The sequence below is a fragment of the Leptolyngbya sp. BL0902 genome (assembly GCF_016403105.1).
In the GTDB taxonomy this organism is placed as follows: Bacteria; Cyanobacteriota; Cyanobacteriia; order Phormidesmidales; family Phormidesmidaceae; genus Nodosilinea.
In genome coordinates, this window is record NZ_CP046155.1 from 1,625,921 (window position 1) to 1,652,159 (window position 26,239).

22 protein-coding genes, 1 tRNA gene and 1 pseudogene are annotated in these 26,239 nt (G+C 57.7%); 13 read left to right on the forward strand and 11 right to left on the reverse strand.

Annotated features, from left to right (window positions below; all coding sequences use genetic code 11):
• The first annotated feature begins 41 nt into the window (after nucleotides 1-41).
• The 3 genes from msrA to pheT all read left to right on the forward strand — a co-directional run bounded on the left by msrA (nucleotide 42) and on the right by pheT (nucleotide 4,137).
• A complete protein-coding gene (gene msrA, locus GFS31_RS07365) occupies nucleotides 42-701 on the forward strand; it encodes a peptide-methionine (S)-S-oxide reductase MsrA (RefSeq protein ID WP_263974918.1) in 660 nt (219 codons plus the stop codon).
• A gap of 194 nt (nucleotides 702-895) precedes the next feature.
• Nucleotides 896-1,495, forward strand: coding sequence for a TIGR04376 family protein (locus tag GFS31_RS07370; RefSeq protein ID WP_198807551.1), 600 nt, complete (start codon nucleotides 896-898; stop codon nucleotides 1,493-1,495).
• A 200-nt stretch (nucleotides 1,496-1,695) separates the two neighbouring features.
• Nucleotides 1,696-4,137: a phenylalanine--tRNA ligase subunit beta gene (gene pheT / locus GFS31_RS07375; RefSeq protein WP_198807552.1), complete on the forward strand. Its 2,442-nt coding sequence runs from the start codon at nucleotides 1,696-1,698 to the stop codon at nucleotides 4,135-4,137.
• A 40-nt stretch (nucleotides 4,138-4,177) separates the two neighbouring features.
• On the opposite strand, the gene GFS31_RS07380 is transcribed toward pheT, so the two are convergent.
• From GFS31_RS07380 to GFS31_RS07390, 3 genes are all read right to left on the reverse strand, one after another.
• Nucleotides 4,178-5,113 carry an ADP-ribosylglycohydrolase family protein gene (locus GFS31_RS07380; protein WP_225907609.1) on the reverse strand — a complete coding sequence of 312 codons (936 nt, stop codon included), beginning with the start codon at nucleotides 5,111-5,113 and terminating at the stop codon, nucleotides 4,178-4,180.
• A 39-nt stretch (nucleotides 5,114-5,152) separates the two neighbouring features.
• Nucleotides 5,153-5,455, reverse strand: coding sequence for a hypothetical protein (locus GFS31_RS07385; protein WP_198807553.1), 303 nt, complete (start codon nucleotides 5,453-5,455; stop codon nucleotides 5,153-5,155).
• Nucleotides 5,456-5,647: 192 nt separating this feature from the next.
• Nucleotides 5,648-6,553 (reverse strand): LysR family transcriptional regulator, encoded by a 906-nt coding sequence (locus GFS31_RS07390; RefSeq protein WP_225907610.1) that lies wholly within the window; start codon nucleotides 6,551-6,553, stop codon nucleotides 5,648-5,650.
• A 206-nt stretch (nucleotides 6,554-6,759) separates the two neighbouring features.
• Here GFS31_RS07390 and GFS31_RS07395 point away from each other — a divergent pair, with 206 nt between their 5' ends.
• The 3 genes from GFS31_RS07395 to GFS31_RS07405 all read left to right on the forward strand — a co-directional run bounded on the left by GFS31_RS07395 (nucleotide 6,760) and on the right by GFS31_RS07405 (nucleotide 9,823).
• Nucleotides 6,760-7,068, forward strand: coding sequence for a hypothetical protein (locus tag GFS31_RS07395; RefSeq protein ID WP_198808326.1), 309 nt, complete (start codon nucleotides 6,760-6,762; stop codon nucleotides 7,066-7,068).
• 106 nt (nucleotides 7,069-7,174) lie between these two features.
• Nucleotides 7,175-8,572, forward strand: coding sequence for an argininosuccinate lyase (gene argH, locus GFS31_RS07400; protein ID WP_198807554.1), 1,398 nt, complete (start codon nucleotides 7,175-7,177; stop codon nucleotides 8,570-8,572).
• Entirely contained in the window at nucleotides 8,573-9,823 is a 1,251-nt protein-coding gene (locus tag GFS31_RS07405) for a tetratricopeptide repeat protein (RefSeq protein ID WP_198807555.1), read from the forward strand.
• 115 nt (nucleotides 9,824-9,938) lie between these two features.
• On the opposite strand, the gene GFS31_RS07410 is transcribed toward GFS31_RS07405, so the two are convergent.
• Nucleotides 9,939-10,649, reverse strand: a complete 711-nt coding sequence (locus GFS31_RS07410; RefSeq protein WP_198807556.1) for a late competence development ComFB family protein — start codon at nucleotides 10,647-10,649, stop codon at nucleotides 9,939-9,941.
• Nucleotides 10,650-11,060: 411 nt separating this feature from the next.
• Between GFS31_RS07410 and GFS31_RS07415 the strand changes: the two genes are divergently transcribed.
• Together GFS31_RS07415 and GFS31_RS07420 are read left to right on the forward strand one after the other, a co-directional pair.
• On the forward strand, nucleotides 11,061-12,536 hold the full coding sequence (locus tag GFS31_RS07415; RefSeq protein ID WP_198807557.1) for a serine hydrolase: 1,476 nt from the start codon (nucleotides 11,061-11,063) through the stop codon (nucleotides 12,534-12,536).
• A 254-nt stretch (nucleotides 12,537-12,790) separates the two neighbouring features.
• The gene (locus GFS31_RS07420; protein WP_198807558.1) at nucleotides 12,791-13,339 is read left to right on the forward strand and encodes a DoxX family protein; all 549 of its coding nucleotides are present in this window, start codon (nucleotides 12,791-12,793) and stop codon (nucleotides 13,337-13,339) included.
• 141 nt (nucleotides 13,340-13,480) lie between these two features.
• On the opposite strand, the gene GFS31_RS07425 is transcribed toward GFS31_RS07420, so the two are convergent.
• The 4 genes from GFS31_RS07425 to GFS31_RS07440 all read right to left on the reverse strand — a co-directional run bounded on the left by GFS31_RS07425 (nucleotide 13,481) and on the right by GFS31_RS07440 (nucleotide 17,210).
• Nucleotides 13,481-15,031, reverse strand: a complete 1,551-nt coding sequence (locus GFS31_RS07425; RefSeq protein WP_225907611.1) for an adenylate/guanylate cyclase domain-containing protein — start codon at nucleotides 15,029-15,031, stop codon at nucleotides 13,481-13,483.
• A 323-nt stretch (nucleotides 15,032-15,354) separates the two neighbouring features.
• Nucleotides 15,355-15,495, reverse strand: a complete 141-nt coding sequence (locus GFS31_RS21660) for a transposase (protein WP_225907658.1) — start codon at nucleotides 15,493-15,495, stop codon at nucleotides 15,355-15,357.
• 109 nt (nucleotides 15,496-15,604) lie between these two features.
• Nucleotides 15,605-16,036: a Holliday junction resolvase RuvX gene (locus GFS31_RS07435; protein WP_198807560.1), complete on the reverse strand. Its 432-nt coding sequence runs from the start codon at nucleotides 16,034-16,036 to the stop codon at nucleotides 15,605-15,607.
• Nucleotides 16,029-17,210 (reverse strand): aldo/keto reductase, encoded by a 1,182-nt coding sequence (locus GFS31_RS07440; RefSeq protein WP_198807561.1) that lies wholly within the window; start codon nucleotides 17,208-17,210, stop codon nucleotides 16,029-16,031. Before GFS31_RS07440 ends, GFS31_RS07435 begins: the two co-directional genes overlap by 8 nt.
• A gap of 198 nt (nucleotides 17,211-17,408) precedes the next feature.
• Here GFS31_RS07440 and GFS31_RS07445 point away from each other — a divergent pair, with 198 nt between their 5' ends.
• Nucleotides 17,409-18,881 carry a leucyl aminopeptidase gene (locus GFS31_RS07445; protein ID WP_198807562.1) on the forward strand — a complete coding sequence of 491 codons (1,473 nt, stop codon included), beginning with the start codon at nucleotides 17,409-17,411 and terminating at the stop codon, nucleotides 18,879-18,881.
• 369 nt (nucleotides 18,882-19,250) lie between these two features.
• On the opposite strand, the gene GFS31_RS07450 is transcribed toward GFS31_RS07445, so the two are convergent.
• The 3 genes and pseudogenes from GFS31_RS07450 to GFS31_RS07460 form a co-directional block, all read right to left on the reverse strand.
• Nucleotides 19,251-20,384 carry a SpoIIE family protein phosphatase gene (locus GFS31_RS07450; RefSeq protein WP_198807563.1) on the reverse strand — a complete coding sequence of 378 codons (1,134 nt, stop codon included), beginning with the start codon at nucleotides 20,382-20,384 and terminating at the stop codon, nucleotides 19,251-19,253.
• 462 nt (nucleotides 20,385-20,846) lie between these two features.
• Nucleotides 20,847-21,971, reverse strand: coding sequence for a DUF1887 family protein (locus GFS31_RS07455; RefSeq protein ID WP_198807564.1), 1,125 nt, complete (start codon nucleotides 21,969-21,971; stop codon nucleotides 20,847-20,849).
• Between the two features lie 563 nt (nucleotides 21,972-22,534).
• Nucleotides 22,535-22,834 (reverse strand): annotated as a pseudogene (locus GFS31_RS07460) (transposase); the annotation flags it as partial.
• A gap of 277 nt (nucleotides 22,835-23,111) precedes the next feature.
• On the opposite strand from GFS31_RS07460, the gene era reads away from it, so the two are divergent.
• The 4 genes from era (at nucleotide 23,112) to GFS31_RS07480 (ending at nucleotide 26,139) form a co-directional block, all read left to right on the forward strand.
• Entirely contained in the window at nucleotides 23,112-24,083 is a 972-nt protein-coding gene (era, locus tag GFS31_RS07465) for a GTPase Era (RefSeq protein ID WP_317135086.1), read from the forward strand.
• A 3-nt stretch (nucleotides 24,084-24,086) separates the two neighbouring features.
• Complete coding sequence (locus GFS31_RS07470) at nucleotides 24,087-24,812, forward strand: polysaccharide deacetylase family protein (RefSeq protein ID WP_198807566.1); 726 nt, start codon at nucleotides 24,087-24,089, stop codon at nucleotides 24,810-24,812.
• Nucleotides 24,813-25,036: 224 nt separating this feature from the next.
• On the forward strand, nucleotides 25,037-25,426 hold the full coding sequence (locus GFS31_RS07475; RefSeq protein ID WP_198807567.1) for a hypothetical protein: 390 nt from the start codon (nucleotides 25,037-25,039) through the stop codon (nucleotides 25,424-25,426).
• A gap of 639 nt (nucleotides 25,427-26,065) precedes the next feature.
• Nucleotides 26,066-26,139 (forward strand) — tRNA-Val (locus tag GFS31_RS07480).
• Nucleotides 26,140-26,239: the final 100 nt, after the last annotated feature.

The following is a 26,239-nucleotide window of genomic DNA, read 5'->3' on the forward strand; positions in this document are numbered from 1 at the left end:
GAAAACGATTGACTCCTAAAAACCATTGAGGAAGATAACGAATGGCTAGGCTGCGGCAGGTGTTGTTGGGAATTTGTCTGCTAGGAATGATGGCATGGACGTGGGATGCCCTGCCCTACTACGCCACCGCTGATTCCCTATCCAATCAGCCCTCAGCCGCCATGGCCGAAGACAACTTAGCCACCGCCACCTTTGCCGGGGGCTGCTTTTGGTGCATGGAAAAACCCTTTGACGATCTGGAGGGCGTGGTCGCCACAACCTCTGGCTACACCGGAGGTACCGTCGAAAACCCCAGCTATGAGCAGGTTTCTGCCGGAGGGACAGGCCATGTGGAAGCCGTACAAATTACCTACGACCCAACTCAGGTCAGTTATGACGCCCTGCTGTCGGTGTTTTGGCAGAATGTAGACCCTCTGGATAACCGAGGCCAGTTTTGCGATAAGGGCAGTCAGTATCAGGCCAAAATCTTTGTGCAAACGGAGCAGGAACGCCAGTTGGCTGAAGCCTCTAAACAGGCCCTAGCCAGCCGCTTTGGCCGTCAACCCATTGCCACCGCCATCGAGACCGCCCAACCCTTCTATGCCGCCGAAGACTACCACCAGGACTACTACCTCAAACATCCCGTTCGCTACAACTTCTACCGCACAGCCTGCGGTCGTGATAAGCGCCTCACCGAGGTCTGGGGCACCTCGCCCCACTAGGGCAAAATTGGGCCAAAGTTGGGTTCAATATCGTTCAACATTGGGGCGAATGCACGTCGCCGCTGGGGGCAGGTGGCCTAGGCTAGCCTAGGTTGGGGCCAGAGGCTTAGGGTAGGGGCGATTTGCCTGGAAGACGGCCATTGTTATCCTGAAGGGAGCCGTTGAAGCGAGCCATTATCGCAGGAGTTGCCGCCGTGGGCCTATTTGAAGACCTCAGTACGTTTCTAGAAACCCGCCTGGATGAGTTTTTGCGGGCCAATCCCCAGCTAGAGCTGATGGGGTTAGAAGATCAACTGCGGGGGCAAGAACGGGACGCTATTGCCCTGTTGGGAGACTTAAAACGGCGAGAACAGCAGCTTAAGGATCAAATTCTGGCAACGGCCCAAGACATTCAAAAATGGCATGAGCGGCTGAATAGGGCCAAGGCGGCAAACCGTCCCGATTTAGTGGCCATGGCCGAAGAGCGGGAAGCGGCTCTGCTCCGCCAGGGAAACCAGTATTGGGGCCAGATGCAGGGGGTGAACGCTCAGATTGACCAAACTCGCGCTCTCCAAAAACAAATCCACGAGCGTCGTCGAGAACTGAAGGCCAAAATGGCCCAGCTTGAGGCCGAACGGGCCAATCAGCGGGCATCCCAACACGCTGCCCAAGCCACCAATGCCTGGGAGACGGGCTGGTATCAATCGCCTATGGCCGGGGCCGGGTATGCCCCTATCGACCCCGTAGAAGAATCATTTCAGCGCTGGGAAATGGAGCAAGAACTGGAGGATCTGAAACGCCAGGTGGGCCGATAGCACCGGGTCACAACATCATCGGTCTATCGTCGTGCCGGGGGTGGGCTTGAGGCCAGCCAGAGACCAGCACGACGGGGGATTCTCCTGCGTCGCGGGGCACTCAGCCATGGATGAAAACCCATATTCTGCGGGCGGCTAGGGGGTAGAATATTTGGGCGATTGAGCGCTTTTCTGCACCGAATTACCGACCTTCTTGAACCATGCGTATTTCCCTGAACTGGTTGAATGACCTCGTGAGCGTTGACCTCAGCCCGGAAGACTTGGCCGACGCCCTGACCATGGCAGGGTTTGAGGTGGAAGACATTGAAGATCGCCGCACCTGGGCCGATGGCGTGGTGGTGGGTCGGGTGCTGGAGCGAACCTCTCACCCCGATGCCGAAAAGCTGAGCGTTTGCACGGTGGATATTGGCGCGGCGGAACCCTCCACCATCGTCTGTGGTGCAGCCAATGTGCGAGCGGAGATCTACGTCGCTGTGGCCACGGTGGATACCTACCTGCCCAAGGTGGATCTCACCATCAAACCCCGCCAACTGCGCGGCGTGCCCTCGGCGGGGATGATTTGCTCCCTGTCGGAACTGGGCCTAGAGAAGGACTCCGAAGGCATCCACATGTTCGACCAGGCTGACTTGACCGCGGGCCAAGACGTGCGGCCTCTGCTGGGGTTGGACGACGTGATTTTGGACGTCACCTCCACCGCCAACCGCGCCGACGCCCTCAGTATGGTGGGTTTGGCCCGCGAAGTTGCCGCCATCACCGGGGCACCGCTGCACCTGCCTCCCACCCAGGCTCCCACGTTGACGAATCCCAAGGCGGCGGTTAACCTTGACCTGCCCGACGAAAAAGCTTGCCCCATCTACATCGGCACCGTCCTAGAGGGCATCACCATTGGCCCCTCGCCCCAGTGGCTTCAGGCGCGGCTTCAGGCGGCGGGTACTCGGCCTATCAATAACGTGGTCGATATCACCAACTACGTGCTGCTGGAGTGGGGCCAACCCCTCCATGCCTTCGACCGGGATCAACTGGCCAAGCTGGGCAAAGGCGATCTGACCCTCGGCGTCCGCTTTGCCCGTCCCGGCGAAACCCTGACGACGCTAGACAGCCAAGAGCGCACCCTGGCCCCCGAAACCCTGGTGATTACGGCCCACGATGCCCCGGTGGCTCTAGCTGGGGTGATGGGTGGTGAAGATACCGAAGTCAGCCACGCCACCCAGGCCGTCGTCCTGGAAGCAGCCTACTTTGACGCAGCGGTAATTCGCAAATCCGCCCGCAGTCAGGGACTTCGCACCGAAGCCTCGGCCCGCTATGAACGGGGGGTGAACCCGGCGGAACTGTCCCTGGCCTGTCAACGCGCCCTCAATTTGATGGTGGAACTGGCGGGGGCAACGGTGATCTCCCAAACCACGGCCACCACCGCCCTCGGCCAAGCCATCCCCGAACGCACCCTGGAACTGCGGCTGGAGCGCGTCCATCACCTGCTGGGGCCAGTGGTAAACCTGGGGTCAGACCCCGCCCCCCTGCCAGCGGACAAGGTGCAAACCCTGCTAGAAACCCTGGGCTGCACGGTCACATCCACCCAAACCGAGGGCGTGTGGTCGGTGACGGTGCCCCCCTACCGCTATCGCGACCTAGAACGCGAGGTGGATCTGATCGAAGAAGTGGCCCGCCTCTACGGCTACAACCACTTTGCCGATACCCTGCCCCAGGGCGCGGTGGGCGGCGTGCTCTCCCCCGAAGCGGCCCTGGCCCGTCGGGTGCGGGAAGCCTTCCGGGGGGCAGGGCTAACGGAACTGCTGCACTATTCCCTCACTAAGCCCATCTCCGAGCGGCAGGTGGTACTGGCGAACCCGCTATTCCCGGAATATTCCGCCCTGCGTCAGGATTTGGTCGATGGCCTGATCGACGCCTACGAACTCAACCTCAACCAGGGCAACGGCCCCCTCAACGGCTTTGAACTGGGCAATATCTTTTGGCAAGACGACCAGGGCATCCACGAAGCCAAGGCCGTGGGCGGCATCCTCGGCGGCGATGGACGCTCCACCCAGTGGGTGAACAGCGGCCAAGAACAGCCCCTCACCTGGTACGAGGCCAAGGGCATTTTAGATACCGTGTTCCAACGGTTGGGCCTAGCGGTGGACTACCGGGCCGATAGCCAAGATCCCCGCTTCCACCCCGGACGCACCGCCTCCCTGTGGGTGCGAGGCCGGACAGAACTGGGCCGCTTCGGCCAACTGCATCCCCAACTGCGGCAACAGCGGGAACTGCCGGAGGAGGTCTATGTCTTCCAGCTCAACTGGTCGGCCCTAGAACTCTGCCTGCTGTCCAGCCAGCAAAAGGCCGTGAAATTCGCAGCCTATTCCCCCTTCCCCGCCAGCGACCGCGATTTGGCCTTCTATGCGCCCCTAGATTTGGCCGTGTCTGCCCTGGAGGCGACCATGAAAAAGGCCGGGGGCAAGCTGCTGGAATCCGTCGCCCTGTTCGACGACTATCGCGGCACCGCTGTCCCCGAAGGTCAGCGCAGTTTGGCCTTCCGGTTGGTGTATCGTTCCCCCGATCAAACCCTCACCGATGAGGTGGTAGACCCCGTTCACCAAAAAGTCCGCGCTGCCCTCGAAAAGCAGTTTAAGGTGACGCTACGCAGCTAGGGCAATGCTACGGAGCGATGGATTGGCCTAGGACACAGGCTCATTCCAGGGCTGATTGGGCCTGGGGTTGGGCCTGGTGGAGGCGGGTGGCGAGGGCCAGAATGGTGTCGTAGTCGGTCAGCCGTTCTCGCCAGGGTTGGGGAATGCCGCTGAGGCCGTAGTGGGCTCCGGCCAGTTGGCCGCAGATGGCGGCGGTGGTGTCGGCATCATCTCCTAGGTTGGTGGCGGCAAGAATGGCGTCGGCGTAGGTGTGGGTTGTCCAAAAGCACCACAGGGCGGCGGCGAGGCTTTCGACCACGTAGCCGCTGCCCCGAATTTGGTCGCGCTCTAGGGTTTGGTAGTGGCCTGCGGCAATGGATTGCAGGGTGTCTGTTGCTAGGTTCAGATCGTCGTAACCGCTGAGGATGGCGGCGCGACTGGCTCCGGCGAGGGCGCGGCCTACCATCGCCCCAAACAGGCGGCTGGCCTCCACACATTCCTGGGCTCCGTGGGTGGTGCGAGCGCTTTCTCCCGAAAACCCGACCATCTGGGCCACATCAGGAAAGTAGAACATCGGCACCGGAGCCAGCCGCATCAGGCACCCATTGCCCGCCGACTGGGGATGGGTGGGGCCGCTGAAGGGTTCCCCCGTTTGCCGAAACTGGCGCAGGGCTCGGCTGACGGTGTTGCCAATGTCGAAGCAGTGGCCCGTGCTGCTGAGGTAGCCTTCCTCGGCCCAGCGGCAATAGCGCTGCATTTGATCCACCGGGTCAAAGCCGCCGCATTCCAGCAAACTGGTAGCCAAACATAGGGCCATGGAGGTGTCGTCCGTCCACTGTCCGGGCTGGAGCCGAAAGGGGCCACCGCCGACCATATCTGTAACTAAGGGAAAACTGCCGCGAGGTTGAAACTCCACCGTGGTGCCCACGGCATCGCCCACCGCCAAGCCGATTAAGCTGCCCTGAAAGCGATCTAGAGTTGTGATTGGGTCTGCCATGGTCTTAATCCTGGGTTTGACGCCTTGATTGCCGTTGTCCTAGGCCATGGGATTGCTGGTTTCATAGTCGCCGCAGCCGATGGCGGCTTCGGACAGGGCGGTGGTGGGATGGAGGGGGCACTTCAAAAAGGGACTGTTGGTGAAATAGCGACAGTCGGCGCAGGGGATTTGGTGCATGCGCCTAGCCCGCTGCATCCCGTCGCGGGTGATGGCGATCAGTTGCCAGACCGTCATGGCCACCAAGGCCCAAGCCACCACAAAACAGAGGGGCACCAAAATTGGGCGAATCCATTGCAGGATTTGCGCTAGCACCACAAAAAAATCCTGGATAACCTGATCCATCGCTCATCCCCATTCCTATCCCACCTATCCCCCCTGGGGAACCCGTGAGCCTGCTTTCAACGGGATGAGCCTGCTCTAAACTCAGATGAGTTAGCCCCTAGAGCCAGGGAGGTCAGGCCCGTTGGTTGGCCCATCCTTACAACTTACGGGCAAAGCCTCTGGGCAACGCCTGCGCTTAGGAAAACTTCAGGGTCAGGAGATGGGTTTGGCTAGGGCCTTGAGGATATCCAGAAAGCCGTAGATGGCGGGCGTGTGCAGGCCATCGGCCAAAACGGCTGCACCAATAACCCGGGAGAGGGGATCCGGCAGCGAAAAGACCTGCACTGCGCTGGGGATGGGTTCTGCCGCAAGGCGCGGTAGAATGGTGGCCCCTATGCCCTGGGCCACAAGGTTGACGATGGTGGTATCGGTTTCTACTTCAGAAACCACGTTTAGATGGTGGCCATGGGCTTGGATATGGTCATAGACATCCCGCATCATCACCCGATCTAGCGGGGGCATAATCATCGGCTGCTGAGTCAGATCGACCCAGGTGAGTTGGGGCTTAGATGCCCGAAACTGAGGCGGCATCAGGACAACGTACTCGTTTTCTAGGATCACCCAGGTATCTAAATCTTCGGCGGCAGGCAGCACCGTCAGGCCAATGTCAGCTCGCCCCTCCCGCAGGGCCCGCTCCACCTGGCGATAGTTGTCGTGCTCGCTGAGGTTAACCGCCACGCCGGGATAGCGGTGGTTGAACTGGGCAATGGCGTCGGGCAGTAGGTGAATGGCAATGCTGCGAAAGGAGGCCACCCGTACCTCTCCTCCCTTGAGCCCTTTCACCGCTTCCGCCGCTGTGACGATGGCATCGGCTTGGTGCAAGATGGTGCGGGCGTGGGAAATAACCCGCTCGCCCACCGGGGTTAGCCTTGCTCCATGGCGACCCCGGGCCACTAGCACGACCCCTAGGTGATCCTCCAAGGCCGCAATGCTGTGGCTCACCGCCGACTGGGACATCTCCAGGGCTAGCGCCGCCGAGCTAAAGGTGCTGTGATCGGCCACGGCCACCAAGACCCGGAGTTGGGAGAGCTTCATTTGGTTTTGGGGGTTGTCTTTCATGGGGCGTTGGGCGTTGGGATGGAGATGAGACACGGGGGTGGGGCCAGCTTGGAGCCTAGGAGTGGGGCCGTGATAGAGCAACGATAGCCCGCCTACGACGACTCTCCAAGCTTCCCCCACTCCCTAGGCCCCGTTCCCGATTGGCTATGTCTCCATCGCCAAGGGCTAGTGTATAGTTTTGGTGAATCTTCGGTTAAACGCGCACTATGGACGCTTTCCCTCACCTCGCTCTAACCCCTGCACCCTCGGCCCCTGGGTTAGAGGCAATTCTTCGCCCCATTGTCCTTGAGGACGCTCTACAGGTTCAGTCTTTTTTACCCACGGCAGCAGCCCTGGAGTCGGCCTCGATAGCCTCAGCTATGCCCTCCTCCCTGGTGCTGGCTCAGCAGTTCGACCAAGATGTTCTGGGCGATATGGGCCGACTGTGGAACATTTTCATTGAGTCGGGCCAGGTATGGGCCTTACTGATTGGCATTGCAGTGGGCTATTTTGTCCGTGGCCTCACGGCCTATTAGTTGGCCTCATGAGTTGGTCTACTCATCCTTGACCTTGGTCTGGTAAATCCATCGTTTTACGGCTTTTTAGCCCAGTTTTACGGCCCTTGAGCCCAAAGGAGTTCCATTGGAAACCCCCACCTCTCCCCAAACCTGGAGCCAGCGTTTTGAATCGGCCCTGCACCCGGCCATTGCTCGGTTTAATGCCAGCATCGGTTTTGACATTGCCCTGATCGAGTACGACCTCACGGGATCAGAAGCCCACGCCAAAATGCTGGTCAAGACGGGCATTCTGACCCCGGAGGAAGGGGAGGCCATCGTCAACGGCCTAGAAACCATTCGCCAGGAGTACCGCGAGGGTCTTTTTCAACCGGGCATTGAGGCGGAGGACGTCCATTTTGCCGTGGAGCGGCGGCTGACGGAACTGATCGGCGACGGGGGCAAAAAGCTCCACACGGCCCGATCTCGTAACGACCAGGTGGGCACCGATGTGCGACTTTACCTGCGGGCCGAAATTGAGGCGATCCAGGGCCAACTACGCCAGTTTCAGCAAACCCTCCTCTCCCTGGCCGAGGCCCATGTAGAGACCCTAATTCCGGGCTACACCCACCTGCAACGGGCGCAGCCCCTCAGCTTGGCCCATCACCTGTTGGCCTACTTCGACATGGCCCAGCGGGATTGGGAACGGCTTCAGGATATTCAAAAGCGGGTGAACATTTCGCCCCTAGGCTGCGGTGCCCTGGCGGGGACAACGTTTCCCATTGATCGGCAGTATTCGGCGGAACTGCTGGGGTTCGAGCGGGTCTACGGCAACAGCTTAGATGGCGTCAGCGACCGGGACTTTGCCATCGAGTTTGCCTGTGCCGCTAGCCTGATTATGGTGCACCTGTCGCGGCTCTCGGAGGAAATGATCCTCTGGGCCTCCGAGGAGTTCAGTTTCGTTAGCCTCAACGATAGCTGCTCCACCGGATCCAGCATCATGCCCCAAAAGAAAAACCCCGACGTGCCGGAGTTGGTGCGGGGTAAAACAGGGCGCGTCTTCGGCCATCTGCAAGGGCTACTGGTGATGATGAAGGGCTTGCCCCTGGCCTACAACAAGGATTTGCAAGAGGATAAAGAGGCTATTTTTGACTCGGTGCAAACGGTGCGGGGCTGCCTGGAAGCCATGACTATTCTGCTCGCCGAGGGCGTTACCTTCCGGGTGCCTCGGCTGCGGCAGGCGGTGAACGAAGACTTCTCCAACGCCACGGACGTAGCGGATTATCTCGCGGCCAAGGGCGTCCCCTTCCGGGAAGCCTACAACCTAGTGGGCCAAGTGGTGAAGACCTCCCTGGCAGCGAACAAACTGCTGCGCGACCTGACGATGGATGAGTGGACGTCCCTCCACCCCGCCTTTGAGGAAGACATCTACGAAGCGATCACCCCCCAGCGGGTGGTGTCGGCCCGCAACAGCTACGGCGGCACCGGGTTTGATCAAGTGCGCCAAGCCATCCAACGCGCCCAGCAAATTTTGGGGGATGCCTAGATGACCCTGAGCCTATGCATGATCGTCAAGGACGAAGCGGCGACCCTGGGCCAAGCCCTGGCCAGCGTCAAGGACGTGGTCAGCGAAATCATCGTCGTAGACACGGGTTCCGCCGATGACACCGTCGCCATCGCCCAAGCCCACGGGGCTCAAGTGCACACCTTCCCCTGGGTGAACGACTTCGCCGCCGCCCGCAATGTCTCCCTGGCCCACGCCACCGGAGATTGGGTGCTGGTGATTGATGCGGACGAAGTCCTGCAACCCGAAGTTGCCACCCTGCTGAAAGCCTTGGATCAGGGCCAACCCCTGGGAAACATCCCAGCGGAAAACGTCCTAGCCGTGAATTTGCTGCGGCTAGAACTGGGGGCACCCCAAGCCCCCTACACCCTGATTACTCGCCTGTTTCGGCGCTTGCCAGACATCACCTTCCACCGCCCCTACCACGAAACCGTAGACGACAGCATCACTGCCCTCCAAGCCCAGAATCCCGATTGGCAAGTGGTCACGCTAAGTACGGTGGCCCTGCACCACACGGGCTACGATCCGGCGGTGGTGGTGCAGCGGGGCAAATTTGACCTCGCCCAGCAGGTGATGGAAGCCTACCTGGCCGACCACCCCCAGGACGGCTATCTGCTGAACAAACTCGCGGCCCTGTACCTAGAATCGGGCAAACCTGAGCAGGCCACTGACCTCCTGAACCGCGCCTTGGCCAGTCTAGACACCCTAGACACCCTCACCCGCTACGAAGTGCTGTATCACCGCGCCCTCGCCCAGGAGGACAGCCACCCCGGCCAGCCTGACCTCGCCGCCGCCGACTACGAAGCGGCCCTCGCCCAAGACGTCCCCGCTATTCTGAAGCTGGGTGCTTGGATCAACTACGGCAGTCTGAAAAAGGCCCAGGGCGATCTCCTGGCCGCCGTTAATTTATTTGAGCAAGCCATCGCTGCTGCCCCCACCCTGGCCATCGCCCACTACAACCTGGGGACAGCTCAGCGAGCGAGGGGCTACCTAGATGAAGCCATCGCCGCCTACCGCCAGGCCATTGCCCTCCAGCCCAACTACGCCGAGGCTCACCAAAACCTAGGGGTGGCGCTGTTTAAGCTGGGGCAATTACCGGAAGCCCTGAACGCCTTTAATCGGGCGATCCATATCTACGGCACCTACGCCCCAGAAACTGCCCAGGGCTTGAGGCAGGGAGTGCAACAACTGGGCATTCCCCTGGATTTATTGGCGGGGGCACAACTGATCTAGGGGCGTTCCCCTGAGCGTTAGGGGCTAACTTAATCCGATGGAGAATTGCCCTAGCGTGGGGAAGGATAACGCCTGCCGCCCCACGCGCTCCACTGGCGCTATGGTTTTGCCTGTCCTACTTGTTGTAGCGGGAGTCGTTCCAGTCAAAATCGAGCCCGCCGCCGCTGTTGCCCTGGGTTTGATCCGAAGAGGACTCCTGATTGCGCCGCCGTTGCCAGGAGATCGTCGAGCCATAGGTGCCGGGACGCCACTGCGGTTTGTCGGTGGATCGGCCAGGGAAAGCTGAGGGGGCCGATCCGGCGGTAGCAGCGGGCGACGCATAGCCCGGTTCTCCTCGCAGCGCACGATAGCGGGTACGGTGCGAGCCGTCAAAGTCGTCAACGGGCGGGGAGGCCGTGTCGGGCTGATTGTTGGTCATGGCCTCCTTGAGCCGATTCACAACACCATCCCAGCCCAAGTCCGGCTGTTTGAGCAGATCGCGCAGGGATTCTAGGACACCATTGGCTTCGTCTTTGTGATCAAGCTTGAGCGGCTCGGAGGAACGCAGTGGGTCTACCTGGACCGCTGCAATGGCCTGCCGCACCGCGTTTTTAATTTGGTTGTGGAGTTCTCGCTTGGCCTTGTCGTACTGGTGCTTCCATCCCTTCTCGCTGGAGGCATAGAGGGCCGGTAGTCGATTGAGGGCATAGGTTTCGACCTCAACTACCTTGAGATATTTCATCACCCGAGGGGGCAACATTTTGAGCTGTTGCTCTACCTCCTCAGCAACCAGCAGTTCCATCACGTTAATGTAGGCGCGGCGAGGGCTATCTTGTGAGATTTTCATAATTTACCTGTCCTTTTGACGTCTATACGTCCCGTAGGATTGACCTCTGGGGCTCCTGACGGTGGCACTCCTCCAAGGAATATGCCCTCCACTACTAGGCAAGCGAAACGTCAACTTGTGCAATCGCGGATTGACGATATACCCCGCCACACGTTGCTAGGTAGGACAACTATCTGACGTTGGCGGTGGCTGGAGCCGATGGAAGTGATGCACGGATCTGATGGGGCCACCAAGGCTGGGCGCTCAGTGGCCAGGAGGAGATTGTTCTCAAGTGAATTTTGAACAACCGGATGCCTTAACCCACATTTTAAACTATCCTAAGCGCTGTGTCAGAGAGAGCCTTTGATCCCTCGGTTTCCACTGAGCGTAGACTGAAGGCCAGAACCACTTGGCAAGAGGGAGCCAGAAGCGATGGGGCAATGGGTCTATCCCAGTTTGGCGGTGGGGCTGGCGCTCACTCAGGTGGCCTGGGTGGCCCTACCAGCTTTTGGCCCCGGCCTAGAGGTTGGGCTGTCTGCAACGACTGCGGCTGCGCCCCAATCCCTAGCGGATCTCTATACCCTGCGAGACCACCTGCAAGCGTTGCTTCAGCCCCCTGACTTGGGTGCCAGGGTTGATCTCAGTCGTCCGTGGCCATCCCCCCCAGAGGTTGCTGGAGCTCAGATTGGGGCGGTGGGCGAAGGGGGGCAGGAAGAGGTGGAACCAGGGGCTATGGCCGCTGGGGATGAATCAGAGTCCCGTGGGCAGGTGCCAGCGGTGGCAGACTCCACGACCCCAGCCGATCGCCTGTGGGCCTTGCACCATCGCATTTACCACGAGGAATTAGCCCAGCGCCTTTGGCAGCAGGCGGCGCGTCAAGCGGCCCAAGCCTATGCCCTCGGCGACCCAACCACCCTACCCGATCCGTTGGTTCCGGTCGCCTACCAGCAATGGCAAGCGGCCCTCTACACCCTTAGCCAGGTGCCCCCGTCCTCCTTCGCCGCCCCCACCGCCGCTGCCCATGCTCCCCGCTATCGCCAGCAGTTAGCCACCGTAGCCTACCGCTACGACACCCTGCGGTCAGCCTTTTTGTATCCCATCGCCGCCCAAGGGGGAGATGCCGAGCGGGTACGGATTACGGCGTGTAACCTCCAGCGGGAATGTCGTCGATGGCAGGGCAACCGTCCCCCGGTTAATCCAGCTAGCTTGATCAAGGTGCCCGTGGCGGTGGCCCTGATAGACAAGCTGCATCGCGAAGGGGTCGATCGGCAGGCGGGGCTGTGGGTTAACCCCAGCAACTGGACGGAGGATGCCGGGTGGATTCGGGTACGGTCGGAGTATGCGGTGGAACAGGTGGTGGCCGATATGATTAGCCGTAGCGGCAATGTGGCCACTAACCAACTGATCGACTACCTCGGCTGGGACGGGGTGAACCAGCCCCTCAGAAGCCAGGGCTATACGGCGACCCGAATCACCACCAAACTCGTGGGCGAGAAAACCTACCCAGCCAACCGAGGGTTTGCCCCCAACCAGATCACCACCGACGAACTGACGGACATGATGGTGGGCATCTACAACCATGAGTATCCCGGCAGCGATATTCTCCAAGCCGCCCTGGCCCAACAAGTCGATATTCGCCTGGGCAAAACCGCCCTGCGCCCGCCCATGATTTGGCTCGGCGAGAAGACTGGGCGCAACTCCCAGGTCATCGGCAGCACTACGGCTGTCCTCATTGGCGGTCAGCCCTACATTATCACCGCCACCCTGGATCGCAGCGGCAACGAAGCGGCCCTGCGGTCTGTGATCGCTGGCGTGGCCGAACATATCCTCACCCACGACGGCTTTGACCCTATGGGGCCAGCGTCCCTAGTGCCCGGAGTGCCGCCGTCCCGTGCTTTTCTGCCCTAACGAGGGGCCACCTCCAACGGGCCCATCCCAGATGCGGGCAGGCGCTTCCCGCAGCGACAACGCAGGGAGGATAACGGTGTTGGCCTGCCGTAGGCCCAAGGCTTCCTCTACCTGTGGGTGGGGGAAGACCTTGGCAACGTAGACCCAGAGCAGCGGCCAGATTTTTTCTTGGCCAAAGCAAAACTGTAGCTGAGATGGCGTCACAGAACTTAAAACTTCGTTAGCATTGTTAATGACGAGCTTAAGTTTTCTAAATGACCCTCACTGCCCCGCAACGCCTTCTATCTCTGGGTGGGCTGGCTCTCAAGCCCAACTCCTCTAGCAATGTTCCCTTTCAGGTTTCTTGGACAATTCTGAGAATTGTGGCCGGAATTGTCATGATTCATAACGGTTTGGATAAGCTGGCTAATATCGAAAGCTTTGCCGAAGCCTACGTGGCCTACCTGGGTCTGCCCTTCCCCATTACCCTCAGCTATCTGGCGGCCTTCACTGAGCTTATTGGGGCTCCGCTGGTGGCGCTGGGGCTGTTTACCCGTCCAGCGGCGCTGGGGCTATTTTTTACCATGGTGGTTGCCATGTATCACCACATCAAGGTGGCCGGGTTTAGTATTCCCTACCTAGAGCTCTCGGCCCTGTATGCGGCTACGTTTCTGTTCTTCTTGGTGAATGGAGCGGGTGCGTTTTCGGTGGATGCCCTCCTTGCCCGTGCCGTTGCTGGAGTGCAGAGCCACCAGGCCACGGATCAGCGCGAATCCTTGGAAACCGCCTTTCAGCGGTCTGGAGCCGAAACCCCAAGCCGCTAGGGTATGACCCCGTCCCGTTTCGCCAGTCCCCGGTTGCTCCGTTCCTAGGCCATGGTGATGGCCGCTGTGGGGCGGAAATCCGGTGACTGGCGGACGCGGCACGACCGGGATGGGGGTGGCCCGGTTACATCCCCGGTTACATCACCGACCTCGGCGGGGGCTAAAGTCAAGGGCCTCGACATCGGGGCGGCGGCCCAACAACCAGTAGGTAGCCATTTGGCCCCGTCCCTTAACCACCACCCGACCCCGAGGCTCGAACAAAAACTGATCCTTCAGGTTTTCGTAGAACTCTGGAGTGACCTGGATGCGCTGGGCCTCCCCGGTAGCCTCCATGCGGCTAGCCAGGTTGACGGTGTCGCCCCAGAGATCGTAGGCAAACTTGCGACGGCCAATCACCCCCGCCACCACAGGGCCAGAACTGATGCCAATGCGGATTTTGAAGCCTTCGCCATCGGGTCGAGGAAACTGCTGAATGGCGTCGCAAATGTCTAGGGCAAACTGGGCAATGGCGGCATCATGGTTGTCTTGACCCATGGGCAACCCCCCAGCCACCATGTAGGCGTCGCCAATGGTTTTGATTTTTTCGAGGCGATAGAACTCAGCCAGTTGGTCGAACATGGAGAAAACTTCGTTGAGCATCTTCACCAAATGGCGAGGGCTCATTTCTGTGGAGGCCGCCGTAAAATCTACCAGGTCGGCAAAGAGGACGCTGACATGATCGAGGCTTTCGGCAATGGTGCGGGCTCCAGTCTTCAGCCGTTGAGCAATGCGGTAGGGCAAAATATTCACCAGCAGTCGATCCGCCTGTTGCCGCTGCTGCCGCAGTTCGTCTTCCATTTGGCGGCGTTCGCTGATGTCGTGGACGATGCCCTCGTAGTAGAGTAGGGTGCCATCGAGGTCAAACACGCGCCAGATATCTTCGCTGACCCAAAAGGTGCTGCCATCCTGGCGAAACACTTCCGACTCGGCATCGGTGATCTTGTCAAAGCGGCTGAGGTAGACCAGGAGTTCTTCCCGGCGTTTTGGCTGCACGTAGATTTGGCGGCTGATGTCGTCAACCGCTGCGAGGAGGTCAGCGGCGGAGGCGTAGCCCAATAGGCGGGCCATGGCAGGGTTAACGCTGAGGTACTGACCGGAGGCGCTGGCCTTAAAAATGCCCACCGTGGAGTTTTCAAACAGGCTGTGGTAGTTCAGTTCGGCTACCTGCCGCGCCCGGTCGATTTGGATGCGCTCCTCTACCTCTCGCTGAAGGGCCTGGTTTTTTCGGTAGAGTTCTTGGCGCTGTTGGGCGAGGTAGAGCTGGTTTTGCACGCGCACCAGCACCTCCTGCACTGCAAAGGGTTTGGCGATGTAGTCTGCCGCCCCAGACTGAAACGCCTTAACCTTATCTAAGGAATCGGCCAGAGAACTGATGAAAATAACCGGGATATCGCGGGTGGCGGGGTTCGTTTTCAGCCGCTGGCACAGCGTATAGCCATCTAGATCCGGCAGCATAATATCCAGCAGGATCAGGTCGGGGGGCTGCTGGCAGATGAGGGCCATCCCGGCCTCCGCGCTGATGGCTTGCCGCAAATGGTAGCCCTTTTGGCCCAACAACCGAGTGAGCAGACGGCAGACCTCCGGGTCATCGTCAATCATGACCAAGTCTATCGAGGGCAAATCAGCATCAAGGGCTGGAGTCGCGTCTTTCACTCAGGGTAAATGACCTTGTTGGGAGTAGGGCAGGGGTGAGGGGATACCGTCCATCGGGGACGGCCTAGCGATGGGCCTCAGACTGAGCCGGGAAGGTGCCTAATAGGATAGCGGATTTAACCTTGCCCCATTGTTTGGCTATCCTACTGATCAACCTCTAAGAAAACAAGCCAAGATAGGTAGCGAAAGTCAGGAATTTTGGTTTGGATTGGGTTGAAACACCGTCTAAGGTCGGGCCGACTGCACAGAACGTTTTCTCTAGGGTGTGTCATCAAATAAGCCAGATGACGCAAGCAGCCATGTAAATATGGTTAATTCAATCATTAACAGAATGGTTTGACGAGTTTATCCAGGGACAGGTCAGGCTGTTCTGACCGCTTTCGCTTCATCGTTCCAAAGGTCTTCTCAATCGGGTTGAGGTCAGGAGAATAAGGAAGCAGAAAGAGGATCTGCACTCCTGTCACCTCAATCAACTCTCAACGGCGCTGAGACTTGTGGAAGGCCGCATTATCCAGGATGACCACCATGGTCTTGTCTAACAACGGGCACAACGGATGCTCTACGGATGAGGAGCTAATCTAAGGGCTCGGTGAGGCGATTGAGGTAGCGTTCGATCAGCAAGATTGCCACGATGTCGTCGATGGGGCGGGGGATGGTGCGGAGGGACTGGGGCAAGAGTTTCCCTAGGCCAGAGGGAGGATACATTTGCCAGTAGCGGTCGCGGGCTTCGAGGGAGGTGTAGCGCTCGTCTACCACCATAATTCGCGGCGGGTCGTTGAGTTGGGAGAGGTTGTCTTTCCACTGTTTGGAGCCCGTTTGATCGCCGAGGACGATGGTGGAAATCGGGAACTGTTGCCGCAGTTGTTCGATGGTGGCGATCACCGAGTCTACCGCCACCACTTCTTGGTAGCGCAGGATGCGATCCACCCCCATGATGGCGAGGCCGCACTTTTGTCGGCCCGGATCGAGGCCTAGGATCACGGGCTGGGACAACGAGCTAGGCATTGGACAGACGGGCCACGGCTTGCCCGGCGAGGCGCTGGTGGGTGTCGGCCAGCAGGGCGGGGATTTCTTGGGCGTAAGGGCTGTGGCGCAGGCAGTCGGCGAGGTGGAGGTCTGGGACGGTTTCAGCCTTTTGACCGGGGAACCAGTGGCCCCCGTTGCCCAGCAGGTTGTAGCGGGCTTTGGCAAATTCCTCCATGTCGTAGGCCAAGAGCAGGTTTCGCAGCCACAGGATGACGGGAATGTTGACCTCTCCGGGGGTGTTTTCCGGGGTGGGAAGGCCGTCGCGCCAGTGGTTCAGCCAGGTTTCTCCCAGCACCGAGCGGGCTTGGGCTTCCAATCGGGCGATGATGGGAGCCAGGTGGGCGTCGGCCTCCGCCAGCAGGGGCAGGGTGTGGAGGTGTTCGTCAAAATCGCTGGGGCGGGCGGCACCGATGCTGAGGGTGTGCACCTGGGGCCGACTGAGGCAGAACAGGTTGTTGAACACCATGGGGCTGAGGGGGGCACAGAGGTTCGCCAGGGTGGGGGACGGGTTGTACAGGTGGCCGCCCTTATCCGAGGGGCTGATGATGAACACGCCCATATCGTGGCGCTGGGCGGCGGCGATGGCGGGCCAGTTGTCTTGGTTGATGTAGTACCAGTGCAGGTTGACGTAGTCGAACTGGTCGGATTCAATCGCCCGCAGGATAACGTCTGTGGGGGCGTGGGTGGAGAAACCAATGAACCGCACCCGACCCTGGCGCTGAAACGCTTGGGCGACTTCTAAACAGCCCCCCGGTCGCAGGGTCCAGTCCAGCAGTTCGGCGGTGTTGATGCCGTGGATGCCCAGCAAATCTACCGTGTCCAGCTTGAGGTTGTCGAGGGACTGGGTGAGGGTGCGGCGAAAGTCCTCTGGGTCTTCGGTAGGGGAGACCTTGGTTTGCACAATCAGGCCATCGCGGGGCAGGGTGGGCAAAATTTCGCCCAGTTGAAGTTCTGAGGTGCCGTAGCCCCGCGCCGTTTCGATGTGGTTAATGCCCAGTTCCAAGGCGCGGCGAATGGTGGCCTCTAGGTTGGCCTGGTTGGCGGCGGGAATGTCCGCCAGGGGCACATCCTTCCAGGAATGCTGGTAGCGCATACCGCCGCAGGAAAACACAGGCATTTGCAGATGGGTGCGACCAAACCGACGGTACTGCATGGGAGAAGGTTCTAAACGGGTGACAAAAGCTACTCCCCACGGTAATCAATGCCCCGCCCGTTGTAAAGGTTGGGCCAGGTCAGCTCGGCCCAGGGAAGCCATGAAGAATGCAAAGGAGGGCGTTATAGTAAGCAAGGGTTTTGCCCAGCGGCATCACCTCGTTATCCAGCGTATTTATAGATAGAGAGTGATTGGTTCATGGAGTTCCACGCCTCAGCCCAAACCTGCCTCACCTGGTCAGGGGATTGCCTCGTTATCGGTCTCACAGAAGCCTCCCTACCCCTCACCGGGCCATTGGCCGACCTCAATACCCAGGTGTCGGGCCTGCTCCAGGAACTCATTGACGAAGCGGAGTTTACCGGAAAAGACGGATCCACGGCGGTGATTCGGGTGGGGGGCAGCATGAAAAAGCTGGGCCTGGTCGGGCTTGGATCCGCCGATGACCTGAGTTTGGAGGGCATTCGTCGCGCCGCCGCCGCCGCCGCCCGCCTCGCCAAGAAAGAAAAGTGCGCCACCCTGGGCCTGAGTTTGCCCACCTATCAAAACAATCCAGCCCAAACCGCCCAGGCCGCTGCGGAAGGGGCCGCCCTCGCCCTGCACCAGGACAACCGCTTTAAGTCGGAAGACAAGAACGGCAAAGTTACCCTCACGGCCATTCACCTGCTGGATTTGGCAGGCCAAGAAGCCAGCCTTGCTGCGGCCCAAGCGGTGTGCGACGGCGTGATTTTGGCGCGAGAATTGACCTCCGCTCCGGCCAACGTGGTGACTCCGGCGGTACTGGCTCAAACCGCCCAGGACATCGCCGCCGCCCACGGCCTAGACTGCGAAATCCTAGAGCGGGAACAGTGCGAAGCCCTGGGGATGGGCGCATACCTAGGGGTGGCCCTGGCCTCTGATCTGCCGCCCAAGTTTATCCACCTGACTTACCGCCCAGCGGGCACCCCCAGCCGCAAGCTGGCCATCGTGGGCAAGGGCCTGACTTTCGATAGCGGTGGCCTCAACATCAAAGGCCCCGGCAGCGGCATCGAAATGATGAAAATTGACATGGGCGGAGCCGCCGCCGTCCTGGGAGCGGCCAAGGCCATTGGCCAACTAAAGCCTAATGCCGAGGTTCACTTCATCAGCGCCGCCGTGGAAAACATGATCAGCGGTAACGCCCTGCGTCCCGGCGATATTCTCACCGCCTCCAACGGCAAAACCATCGAGGTGAACAACACCGACGCCGAAGGTCGCCTCACCCTGGCCGATGCCCTGGTGTTTGCCGAAAAGCTGGAGGTGGATGCCATTGTGGACTTAGCCACCCTCACCGGAGCCTGCATCGTGGCCCTGGGGGATGACATCGCTGGGCTGTTCACTGAAAACGATGACCTGGCCAACGGCCTGTCCGATGCCGCCGCCGCCGCTGGCGAAAAATTCTGGCGCTTGCCCATGGAAGCCAAATACTTCGATGGCCTGAAGTCCATCGTGGCCGACATGAAAAACACTGGCCCCCGCCCCGGTGGTTCTATCACCGCCGCCCTGTTCCTAAAGCAGTTTGTGAACAAAACCCCCTGGGTGCACCTAGATGTAGCTGGCCCCGTGTGGACGGAGAAGGAAAGCGGCTACAACAATCCGGGCGGCACGGGCTTTGGTGTGCGTACCCTGGTGGAGTGGGTGAAGGCTCAGGGCTAGGGCAATTTCTAGCCAGAACCGTAGGGCGACGGAGTTCCCTGTCTTGCCTACGGTTCTGATTCCGGCGCGAAGTCCGCTGTCTTGCCTACGGTTCTGAGGCGGTTCTGAGGCGGTTCTGGTGCCCAAGCATTCTGGACAACTGGCCCGGATTTGTCTGTTTGTCACCAGATTTGACTATTTCCCATCGCCAGAAGACTCGGCCCTACGTAGAATGGCTAGATTAAAATTAAGTTTGGCTCCGGGTTTCGACTTCGCTCAACCCTCCTGCTTTGCGTGGGAGCATTGAGCGAAGTCGAAATGCGTTTTACCCATAATTGTGACCCCTTACTTAGTCAATTCGACTATTTTCTATCACTGACGGACTCGGCTCTAGTCGATGTTGATCATCATCAGGGACATATCATCGGCGGCGGTAGCGGTGGCTTGGCGGTGAATCACCGACTGCAAAATATAGTCCACACTTTTCTCCCGACGGGCCACGGTGAGAAGGTCAATAAAGGCGTCTAGGCCGAGGTATTGGTCGTTGTTTTGCAGCACCTCATACAGCCCATCGCTGAAGAGGTAGAGGCTGCTGTTGGGAGGAACTTGGCAGCGCTGCCACTGGTATTTGGCATCGGGCATCATGCCGATGGGCATCCCTGGGGTGCGGAGCCGGAGGGTGCTGACGGTTTGATCTTCACCCACGGAAATGAGAACAGCCGGGGGATGGCCTGCGCTGGCATAGAGCAGTTGGCGGTTGGCGCAATTTAGGACGCCGTACCAGATGGTGAAATACTTTTGATTTTGGTCGCTCATGGGAAAGGTTTCGTTGAGCGCCCGCAGCACCTTCTCAGGCCGATAGAAGCTGACATCCGGCAGCGACTGCGCCCGCAGCACGTTCAGCACCGAAGTAGATAGCAGGGCCGACCCCAGCCCGTGCCCCGACACATCCAGTAGGTACATCACCAAGTAGTCGGGGTCGAGCCAGTAGTGGTCGTAGCAGTCGCCCCCCAGTTGTTGGGAGGGGCAGAAGCGGGCTTGAATGGGAATTTTCCCGGTTTGGTCGGCGGGCAATAGGGAACGCACATAGCTTTCCGCCTCCGCCAGTTCCGCCTCCATTCTTTGGGTTTGCTGGCGCAGGTCTTGGGTGAGTTGGTAGAGCCGCAGCCCCGCCCGAACGCGGGCATTCAGCTCGTTGATGTCTACGGGCTTGGAAAGCAGGTCATCGGCCCCCATTTCTAGCCCTGTCACCCGGTCGGCGCTGCTGTAGCGGGAGGTGAGCAGCAGCAGCGAAGCAATGTAGAGGGTGGGGTGGCGCTTGAGGCTATAGCAAAAAGTGAGGCCGTCAATTTCGCCCGGAATGTTCCAATCGCAGATGATCACACCGGGCATGAGCTTCTCGGCCAGGGCCAAGCCTTCCTTGCCATTGTGGGCCGTTGTGACTCTATAGCCCTGGGCCACCAAAGCATTTACGAGAAATTGCTCGGTGTCAACGTCATGCTCGATGATCAGAATATCGGTCATAGGATCTCTAGAGTGACACCCCTGGACGGCAGCAGGGCGCAACGGGAAGGGAACAGGAGGCGATGCTCAACATACGCTAGATTTACCGCCACGGTAAACTAGCTCAGTATGATTTTCCATGAAGATCGGTGGCAAGCCCTACCTCAAGGTAAGATTGGCAACTTCAAGTTGCTCCAGCAACCCCCAGGAAACTCAACCCCCAGGGTTTGTGGCGCTGAGCCATCCTAAGCACAACCTATCTGGTAACAGTATGCCTGACAATCTCAGGTCAAGGAGGGAACAAGCTGGTCGGTTGATCCAAGAATCAGTGCGCCAAGGGAGGCGCGGCACGGATCCACAGCGATAGAGCCCCACCCACTGTTTGCTGTCGTCGCCACAATCTCCTGAGTTCCCAGGTTAAACACAGCCCAACCCCTAAGCCCCCAGCCTTGGACTTGATCCACCGGGTCTATCCTCCCAGCCTCAGCGGATCAGTTCCTCAAGCAGCGGCACAAATCTATCTTGGTTAACCACTCTAAACTTCCAGAACTGGCTTAGTCTCTCGATCTGGGCATCCTCAAGGTCGAGAATCACGAGAAACCCCCTTTCTGGAGGAATAGAGAGACGCTTCAGATGGTCAGAAAACTTTCTCAGGTGGGCATTAAAGTCTCCTCCTGTCTTACACTCAACCAACAGTGGTTCTCCGCCCACTAAGAATAACAAATCCAGCTCGAACCTATCACCATTGGGAAATTGAATCACTGGATTGATTAGGCAAGCATGGGCTAAATCAAGACGGCTGAGCAATTCAGTCATTCTGTAATATATAAACCTTTCAAACCATTCACCATTAAAAAATCTCCTCACATCTCCTCTATCTTGGATGGCTGCATGAATAATTTTGTCGTTTTTTGAATAATAGTAAGAAGACAACAAGGTATCATCCCGCAGATTACAGCAAAATTGGGTTGATGTTTTGATTTGCAGTTGACTTGAGTTTTTTAAGTGATATTGAACTCCTCTATTTTTTGAAATTGACCATTTTATTCGCTTCAGCAGTGGAGACAATAGCGGCTGCTGATTTTCATCCTTGAGATGATTGCCAAGAAAAACAGCATGTCGGTTAAATATTTCATCAACATTCTGATCTAATAAGCGATGATTTTCTACCTTGATTTCCCTAGCAAGAAGCCAGTCAATAACTAAGTCATCGCTCTGGCGACGGATGTTTGTCGAGGCAATCACTGATTCATCCTCAGAAGAGGAGTCAGCGCCATCTTTACGCTGATCTTGGCGAGGCAATGCCCCATCCCAGTCAACTTGATCCCGGGAATCTAAACCCTCTAAGTAATCAGGCGTAGATACTTGAGGGGCTAAGGCTTCAGCTTGATTCAAATGCTGCAAAGATCGTACATCTTGAATCTGACTTTCTAACTCAATTAACAACTGGTTGCGGCGCTTAGCTAAAACCATCGAGCTGGTGATTGCTCCTAGGCCGCTGCCCATCAGGGTTGCCCTAGCGTTTTTAGGCAAAATTATCGCTGTCCCCCCACCTACTACTATCGTAGTTAGTCCAACGATTAATCCATCTGCTATCCATTTCTGCATGAATGACCTCAGACGTTATCTCAATATATTTTGTAAAGTTTTTGCGCCATTGATTCATCATTTCGATGCCATCAATAAAAAGATGACAAGAGAACTTCCAAGATAAGAATGACCAATAATTTTAGATATTATCTGCCAGTTTGCTTGGGCGGGATAAAAACATTAAGTTTCTTAATATTTTTGGATGATCCTCGTTCAGAGAAACAATCAGCCCTTCGATCAGGCAGTATCTGTGTCAGTTCTGGTCAAGGCTGAAAGTTGTTGCAGGGATTGCGTTACCCTGTGTGGGTAATGCTGACTTCAATCCATCGTGTCTAGACAGAAGATGAGCTAGATAGCAGTTCCATAGAGCTGTTCTATGACCATAATAAATATGCTGATGGATGGCTGGAAAACATACTATTAATCCTAGAAAGCTATAAAAATCCTGTCCCACTCCAGGAACTTATCAAGGCTTAAGAGGGCGTTTGAAAAGGGGGTAGGGTGTAGCGAATTACGCTAGACGCTGCACCATGATCCGGATCATGGCGATGTTGACTATCGCCTCCGAGTTCTCAGGAGGCTGCTGGGCTTTCCGGTCGGCCTTCCGAGACCCGTATCCAGGCCCGTAATCGGTCGTGGACGCATCCCAGGTACCGTCCTTCACCCATCCTCGATAGTACGTATAGACGGTTTGCCAGGTCGGGAAGTCGCTCGGTAGATCTTGCCAACTGCACCCCTGCTTGACCAGGTAGAAGATGGCGTTCAGCATCGCCCAGAGGCAAACCGTTCGAGGGCGATCACCGGGCTTAGCCGGGGGCAAGAGGGGTGCAATCAACTCATACTGGTCACGGGTATAAGTTGCTGGTGTAGGCTTTGGTTATGGCTCTCACGGGGTTGAACGTTTGTATCTACAACCCATACCGTGTGAGCTTTTTTACTGACCATCCGGCTTCTCAAACGCCCTCTAAGCGCAACCATCGTCTTATCCGCGAAGCGCTTCAGAAGAAAACCCAAGTGCCTCAATCAAATGGTAAATAGCTACCATGGCAAGATATTGACCCTCCAGCCGCCTAGGAAGCCGCCGCCCCCTAGCTTTGGAATCTGCGACAATGGAGGACAGCGCTTGCTACAAATACTGTTCCTGTAGAACCTGATTCTGTGACTTCTGACGCCTTCGATTCCGTTGACCCCAGTTTCGACCCCCTAGGTTTTAGCACCATCCCCACGCCGCCGGAGGGGTTCAAATCGGGCTTTGTGGGCATTGTGGGGCGGCCCAACGTCGGCAAATCCACCCTGATGAACGCCCTGGTGGGGCAAAAGGTGGCGATTACCTCCCCCACGGCGCAAACCACCCGCAACCGTCTGCGGGGCATTCTGTCGAACGACCAGGCGCAGATTATTTTTGTGGACACCCCCGGCATCCACAAGCCCCACCACGAGCTGGGCAAAATTTTGGTGAAAAACGCCCGCATGGCTATTGATGCCGTGGACGCCACCCTGTTTGTGGTGGATGGCAGCGGGTTGTCAGGTCGGGGCGATGAGTTTGTGGCCTCGCTTTTGGCCCCCAGTGCGGTGCCTGTGATTTTGGGCCTCAACAAAATCGATCAGCAGCCCGCCGAAGAGGCCGAGGCCATCGACGCCAGCTACCAAGCCATGGCCGACGCCCATGGTTGGCCCCTGGTGAAGTTTTCGGCCCTGCACGAACAGCAGCTCGATACCCTGCTGCAAACGCTGATTGAGCGCCTCGACCCTGGCCCCTACTACTACCCGCCCGACCTCGTTACCGACCAACCGGAGCGGTTCATCATGGGCGAACTAATCCGCGAACAAATTCTGCTCCACACCCGCGAAGAGGTGCCCCACTCCGTCGCCATCGCCATCGACCGGGTCGAAGAGGACACCAACATTACCCGCATCCTCGCCACCATCCACGTCGAGCGCGATTCCCAAAAAGGCATCCTGATCGGCAAGCGGGGCAGTATGCTCAAAACCATCGGCTCCGAGGCCCGTCAGCAGATTCAGAAGCTGGTGATGGGGCAGGTGTATTTAGAACTGTTTGTGAAAGTGGTGCCCAAGTGGCGACAGTCTCGCAGCCGCCTAGAAGACTTCGGCTATCGCGTGGAGGAGTAGCCCATGGTGCCCGCCCCGCCGCCCCCGGCCCTGCTGACCCAGGTGGCCCGCCTATTCCCGGAGGCGCTGTTCTATGCCCCCACCCAGCAGCGCCAGATCGCCCTCACCATCGACGATATCCCCACCCCCGGCGACCGGGACGACGCCTCCACCCGCCTCATCCTCGCCGCCCTAGAGCGCCATAACCGCACCGCCCAACACCCCGTGCGGGCCACCTTTTTTGTGATTACCGACCACCTCAATCCCGGCAGCACCATTCTGACCGACATTCTGGCGGCGGGCCACGAAATCGCCAACCACGGTACCACCGACACCACCCCCGCCATCCTCCAGCCCGCCGAATTTGAACGCCACTTCCGCGAAGCCCACGACCTGATCACCCACACCACCCAACAGCCGATCCGCTGGTATCGCCCTGGGCGCGGCTTCTACAATCGGGCCATGGTGGAACACCTCAAACTCACTCCGGGCTACGAATCCCTCGTCGCCCTGGCCTCCATGGTGCCCTTCGACACCTTCCAACCCCTCAGCACCCCCACCCTTAACACCTGGTACCTGTCGCGGTTCATCTTTCCGGGGTCGATTTTTGTCCTGCACGGCGGCTCGATGGAACGCTGTCTGCAAACTGCCCAAGCCCTACCGCCCCTGCTCAAACTGATGGAACGCCAGGGCTACCAAGTCGGCACCCTCTCTGATCTGTATGACAATCTTGTCGCCGAGCAGAGTTGACCACAAGGGTGAAGGGGTTCTAGGCCATAGAGCCATCCCCCTGATTGCCTGACATATACATATCCAATGTAGGTTAGGTTCAGCGAAGCGGAACTCAACATCTGCCGAGGATTGCGGGCTAAGCGAGCGAGGAAACAATAAACATTTGGTAAAGATTCTTCTACCTTTGTTGATCCAGCCGAGTTCTGGGGAATGTTTGAGAAAAGACACCCGATAGGCTCAATATGCTCAAATATTCCTTAGCCCTTGGCGCTGCTCTGGCTGTTCTCCTTCCTGTAACAGCTCAGGCGCAGTCATACGACCCTATGCCTACCAGAGAGTGTACTACTGGGATTATCATTAGTTTTATTTGCCACGACCAGTTGAATGATGGCTCTCCGATGCTTTATGCCTTCCCAAGTGGGTATTCAGGTCGTTATGTTCTTTACGCAAATAAAATCCCTGGTGGCATTCTTTCGTTAATTTACGATATTTGGAACGAACAACCCGCCGCCTATATGTACTTCGGAGGGAATAATAGTGGGCGACCTAACGCAGGCGGAAGTATTCCTTTGTTAGAAGAACTTGAGCAGGAGATTATTGATATCGTCACTCAAGCTTCTCTATATCAATGAAGCGTTAGTTCCCTTCCTCCTTTCAGAATTCATAGTCAAATTATTCTTTATGCCCACAGATCTTCTGATAAAAGAATGATATGGTGCGATCGAACAAAGCATAATTCTGTAGTACCTTTTGAGTGCCTTCAGTTAGTAGGGGTATAACTATGGCCATAAATTAAGAAACAATCATTAACACCATCTTGAAAAGTGTTGAGCCTTGTCTTGAACAAATAATGCATAAAGCCAATAGCCACTATACTCACATCAGAGCAGCACAAGAAGGGCTGATAGAACTGAATCGTAGGGTGGAGGCTCTGGAACGAGAGAATAAAAAGCTGAAAGAGCAGATGTATGTACTAATGGAAGATGCTATCTGTAATCGGAGACAACCTGTAAATAGCCCTTGGAATGACACTAAATAAAAATAATTCACAATTACTTAGAAACTGAGCAGGCAACCCTACATATACGAACTGTCGAGATCCTTGGTACGTCTATACCAGTCTCAACCATCCCTGGAATGCTTGTACTGACGCCGACCCTTTTGGAGAACGCTTCCCGACCATAAGACGTGTATCTCTTACATATCTCTTAAGTCGTCTGAAACACATCTTGCGGTGGTCGCTCATCCTGTGATACGTTAGTTATCCGCAAGGACGTATAGCTCAGTTGGTTAGAGCACCACGTTGACATCGTGGGGGTCACTGGTTCGAGTCCAGTTACGTCCATTCCTTGTAAAGTGACACTTTATTTATCGTCGGGCATTGGTGTTGTCGGGACACAGCTTTGTCGCAAAGCCAGCCCATGGCTCAGCCTCGATGAGGTTCT